Genomic DNA, 4,839 nt, shown 5'->3' on the forward strand with positions numbered 1-4,839 from the left:
GATGCGGATTTTGCATTGACGGACCCGATCCTGTTGTGTCCGTGCGGAAGTGCGGACGTCGAGGTCCGTTCGGGTCGGGAGTTGACGATCGTGTCGATGGAAGTGAGCTGATCGCATGTGCGCCACGTGTGGATGCGGTGACGATGCCGGCCCGCGTATCACGGTGCCCCACGAGCACGAGCACGAGCACGGACACGGTCACGGACACGGACACGGACACGGCGAGGACACCGCCGGGTCCGGCTCCACCGAAACCGTCACGCTCGAGCAACGGGTACTGGCGAAGAACGACGTTCTGGCCGAACGCAATCGGGGTTGGCTCGCCGGTCGTGGCGTCACCGCGTTCAACGTGATGAGTTCGCCCGGTGCCGGAAAGACCACGTTGCTCGAACGGACGATCAGGGACCTCTCCGGATCCGGTCCGATCGCGGTGATCGAAGGCGATCAGGAGACCCTGCTCGACGCGGAACGGATCCGCCGGACGGGTTGCTCTGCGGTGCAGGTCAATACCGGGGCGGGCTGCCACCTGGACGCGCAGATGATGCACGACGCGCTCACGGCACTCGACCCCGAGGCGGGGACCCTGCTGTTCGTCGAGAACGTCGGGAATCTGGTGTGCCCGGCCCTGTTCGACCTCGGAGAGCAGGGCCGGGTGGTCCTCATCTCCACCCCCGAAGGAACCGACAAACCGCTCAAATATCCGCACATCTTCGCCGTCGCAGACCTGGTTCTGGTCAACAAGATCGATCTGCTGCCCTACGTCGACTTCGACATCGAAACCTGTGTGCGGCATGCGAAATCGATCAACCCCGGAATCGAGGCGATCGCGGTGTCCGCGACGACGGGGGAGAACCTCGCCGCGTGGTACGACTGGATCGCCGATCATCGTCGGCCCGAACGTTATTCGAGATCGTAAACCGGACCTTCGTTGACAATCCGTCGCGATCGGGTCCCTAATAGGAGAAGCGCTGTGCAAGTGGGCCGACGGTCGACTCCGGCAGCGCAGGGGTGAACCGGCACTCCGGAAGGTGGCTCAGCATGCCTACACCACAAGCGCAGGCGGCCGAGGACACATTGATCCACGTCCTGTGGATCAATGCCGGTCTCAGCTGCGACGGCGATTCGGTTGCGCTCACCGCTGCGACGCAACCCACCATCGAGGAGATCGCGCTCGGAGCGCTGCCGGGTCTGCCGAAGGTCGCGGTGCACTGGCCGCTGATCGACTTCGAGTGCGGACCCGAGGGTGGCGCCGACGACTTCCTCGAATGGTTCCGCAAGGCCGACCGCGGCGAACTCGAACCGTTCGTGCTGGTCGTCGAGGGGTCGATTCCCAACGAGAAACTCCACGACGACGGCTACTGGTGCGGCTTCGGCAACAACGAGGAGACCGGGCAGCCGATCACCACCAGCGAGTGGCTCGACCGGCTGGCCCCCAAGGCCACGGCGATCGTCGCCGCCGGGACCTGCGCGACATACGGTGGCATCCACGCGATGGCGGGCAACCCCACCGGCGCGATGGGGGTCCCCGACTATCTGGGCTGGGACTGGAAGTCCAAGGCGGGCATCCCGATCGTCTGTGTGCCCGGATGCCCGATCCAGCCGGACAATCTGTCCGAGACGCTCACCTACCTGCTGTACATGGCGACGGATCAGGCGCCGATGATCCCGCTGGACGAGGCGCTGCGTCCCCAGTGGTTGTTCGGAAAGACCGTCCACGAGGGCTGCGACCGCGGCGGATACTACGAGCAGGGTGATTTCGCGACCGAATACGGCTCGCCGGAGTGCATCGTCAAGCTGGGCTGCTGGGGTCCGGTCGTCAGATGCAATGTCCCCAAACGCGGTTGGATCAACGGTATCGGCGGCTGCCCCAACGTCGGCGGTATCTGCATCGGATGCACGATGCCGGGATTCCCCGACAAGTTCATGCCGTTCATGGACGAACCTCCGGGTGGTCTGGTGTCGAGCACCGCAATCGGCATGTACGGCTCCGTCATCCGGAACCTGCGCAAGATCACGAGACGAACCCTGGACCACGAGCCGTCGTGGCGCACACCCGGCACGAAGTTGACGACCGGAGCCACCCGCACCTGGTAGGTGTGCAGCCGACGTTCCGAGAGAGGCCAGCTCGATGACAGCCACCACTCCCGATTCCAGCTCCACGAACTCGCTCGTCGAGATGGCCTGGGATCCCATCACCCGAATCGTCGGTAGCCTGGGCATCTACACGAAGATCGACTTCGCGAACAACACTGTCGCCGAATGCCACAGCACCTCGTCGATCTTCCGCGGGTACTCCCTGTTCATGAAGGGCAAGGACCCGCGCGACGCGCACTTCATCACCAGCCGCATCTGCGGGATCTGCGGCGACAACCACGCCACCTGCTCGTGCTACGCGCAGAACATGGCGTACGGCGTGCAGCCACCGCATCTCGGGGAGTGGATCGTCAATCTCGGCGAAGCGGCCGAATACATGTTCGACCACAACATCTTCCAGGAGAACCTCGTCGGCGTCGACTACTGCGAGAAGATGGTCTCCGAGACGAACCCGTCCGTCCTGGCACGGGCCGAGAAGACCCGCGCACCGCACGAGGACCAGCACGGCTACCGCACCATCGCCGACATCATGCGGTCCCTGAATCCGTTCAGCGGCGAGTTCTACCGAGAGGCACTGCACGTCAGCCGGTCCACCCGAGAGATGTTCTGTCTCATGGAAGGCCGTCACGTACATCCCTCGACGCTCTACCCCGGCGGCGTGGGCACCGTGGCCACGGTGCAGTTGATGACCGACTACATGAGCCGGCTCATGCGCTACGTCGAATTCATGAAGAAGGTCGTGCCGATGCACGACGACCTGTTCGACTTCTTCTACGAAGCGCTGCCGGGTTACGAGAAGGTCGGCCTGCGGCGCACCCTGCTGGGGTGCTGGGGCGCGTTCCAGGATCCGGAGGTCTGCAACTTCTCCTACCGGGACATGGAGAACTGGGGCCGGAAGATGTTCGTCACGCCGGGGGTGGTCGTCGACGGCAAACTCGTGACGACCTCGCTCGTCGACATCAACCTGGGTCTGCGGATCCTGCTCGGCTCGTCGTACTACGAGGACTGGACCGACCAGGAGATGTTCGTCAAGACGGACCCGCTGGGCAATCCGGTCGACCGCCGCCACCCGTGGAACCAGCACACCAATCCGCACCCGCAGAAGCGCGACCTCGAGGACAAGTACAGCTGGGTGATGTCGCCGCGCTGGTTCGACGGCACCGATCACCTGGCCCTCGACACCGGCGGCGGACCGCTGGCCCGGCTGTGGTCGACCGCGCTGGCCGGTCTCGTGAACATCGGCTACGTCGAGTCGACCGGGTCGAGTGTCAAGATCAACCTGCCGAAGACCGCGTTGAAGCCGCCGGTGACGCTCGAGTGGAAGATTCCGAAGCACGGCAGCAACACCCTCGAACGCAACCGCGCCCGCACCTATTTCCAGGCCTACGCGGCGGCGTGCGCGCTCCACTTCGCGGAGAAGGCGCTCGAGGAGATCCGTGCCGGCCGCACCAAGACGTGGGAGACGTTCGAGGTGCCGGACGAGGGCATCGGCTGCGGATTCACCGAGGCGGTGCGCGGCGTGCTCTCCCATCACCTGGTGATCCGGGACGGCAAGATCGCCAACTACCACCCGTATCCGCCGACGCCGTGGAATGCCAGCCCCCGCGACAGCTACGGGACACCCGGGCCCTACGAGGACGCGGTGCAGGGTCAGCCGATCTTCGAGGAGAACGACCGCGAGCATTTCAAGGGCATCGACATCATGCGCACCGTGCGCAGTTTCGATCCGTGCCTACCGTGCGGCGTGCACATGTACCTGGGCGATGGGAAGACGCTCGAGAAGGTGCATTCGCCGACCCAGTCGGTCACCGGAGAGTGACGGATGGAGCGGTGGCGAGAATCCGGTGACCGTATCGAAGCGCTGCTCGATGCCTGTTCCGTAGCCGGGCCGGCAGCCCGCGACCGCGCGGAGGACCTCGTGCGCGAGGTACTGGATCTGTACGGGGCCGGCCTGACCCGGATCCTCGACGCGATCGCCGTGCATCCCGGAGCCGTGGACGCGGTCGCACGCGACGACCTGGTCGCGAGCCTGCTGCTCGTCCACGGCCTCCACCCGCACGACGTGACGACGCGGGTGCGCACCGCGCTCGACTCGGTCCGCCCGTACCTGGAGTCGCACGGCGGCGACGTCGACCTGCTCGACATCCACGGATCGGTGGTGCGCCTGCGGCTGCTCGGCAACTGCCGGGGATGCCCGTCGTCGGCGGCCACGCTCGAACTGACAGTGCGCGACGCCGTGCGGGCGGCGGCGCCGGAGATCACCGAGCTCGACGTGGAAACCGAACCCGACGATCACGGCCTCATCCGTCCGGAAACCCTGTTCGCGCACGTCCGTTCCGATGTGAGCGGGACCTGGTGTGCGGTAACGGAGTTCGAAGGACTCGGGGAAGGGGAGCTCGGCGGGTTCACGATTGCCGAGGTGCCGGTGCTGGCATGCCGCCTCGACGGCCGATATCTCGCTTACCGCGACCACTGCCCCGCGTGCGGTGGATCGTTCGCCGGTGCGGTGCTGCACCGACGAGCGGGAGGTGACGCGGGGGCGGTACTGCGCTGCCCGGGATGCCGAGCACACTTCGACGTCCGCAGGGCCGGAGCCCGGGTGGACGACGGTGCCGCCGAACATCTCGAGCCCCTGCCGGTGCTGGTTCGCGACGGAATCCTGTCGCTCGCCGTGCCCGATGCGCGTCCTACCGAGGTGGCGTGATGGCCACCGTCTCCGAGGTTCTCGGCCGCATCGCCGCCGCG

4 protein-coding genes and 1 pseudogene are annotated in these 4,839 nt (G+C 65.9%); all 5 read left to right on the top strand.

What is annotated here, in order from left to right:
- Nucleotides 1–111, top strand: a pseudogene (locus tag I0Q12_RS32155) (hydrogenase maturation nickel metallochaperone HypA); the annotation flags it as partial.
- Between the two features lie 4 nt (nucleotides 112–115).
- Nucleotides 116–916 carry a hydrogenase nickel incorporation protein HypB gene (gene hypB / locus I0Q12_RS06605; protein WP_197251183.1) on the top strand — a complete coding sequence of 267 codons (801 nt, stop codon included), beginning with the start codon at nucleotides 116–118 and terminating at the stop codon, nucleotides 914–916.
- A gap of 122 nt (nucleotides 917–1,038) precedes the next feature.
- A complete protein-coding gene (locus tag I0Q12_RS06610) occupies nucleotides 1,039–2,094 on the top strand; it encodes a hydrogenase expression protein HypE (RefSeq protein WP_197251184.1) in 1,056 nt (351 codons plus the stop codon).
- A 34-nt stretch (nucleotides 2,095–2,128) separates the two neighbouring features.
- The gene (locus I0Q12_RS06615) at nucleotides 2,129–3,913 is read left to right on the top strand and encodes a nickel-dependent hydrogenase large subunit (RefSeq protein ID WP_197251185.1); all 1,785 of its coding nucleotides are present in this window, start codon (nucleotides 2,129–2,131) and stop codon (nucleotides 3,911–3,913) included.
- Nucleotides 3,914–3,916: 3 nt separating this feature from the next.
- Entirely contained in the window at nucleotides 3,917–4,798 is an 882-nt protein-coding gene (locus I0Q12_RS06620) for a NifU family protein (protein WP_197251186.1), read from the top strand.
- Nucleotides 4,799–4,839: the final 41 nt, after the last annotated feature.

This window comes from Rhodococcus sp. CX, assembly GCF_015865005.1.
Taxonomy (GTDB): domain Bacteria; phylum Actinomycetota; class Actinomycetes; order Mycobacteriales; family Mycobacteriaceae; genus Rhodococcus.

Excerpts from the sequence above, each read along its gene's own strand:
- hypB (WP_197251183.1), top strand. The coding sequence starts at position 116 with ATGTGCGCCACGTGTGGATGCGGTGACGATGCCGGCCCGCGTATCACG.
- I0Q12_RS06610 (WP_197251184.1), top strand. The coding sequence starts at position 1,039 with ATGCCTACACCACAAGCGCAGGCGGCCGAGGACACATTGATCCACGTC.
- I0Q12_RS06615 (WP_197251185.1), top strand. The coding sequence starts at position 2,129 with ATGACAGCCACCACTCCCGATTCCAGCTCCACGAACTCGCTCGTCGAG.
- I0Q12_RS06620 (WP_197251186.1), top strand. The coding sequence starts at position 3,917 with ATGGAGCGGTGGCGAGAATCCGGTGACCGTATCGAAGCGCTGCTCGAT.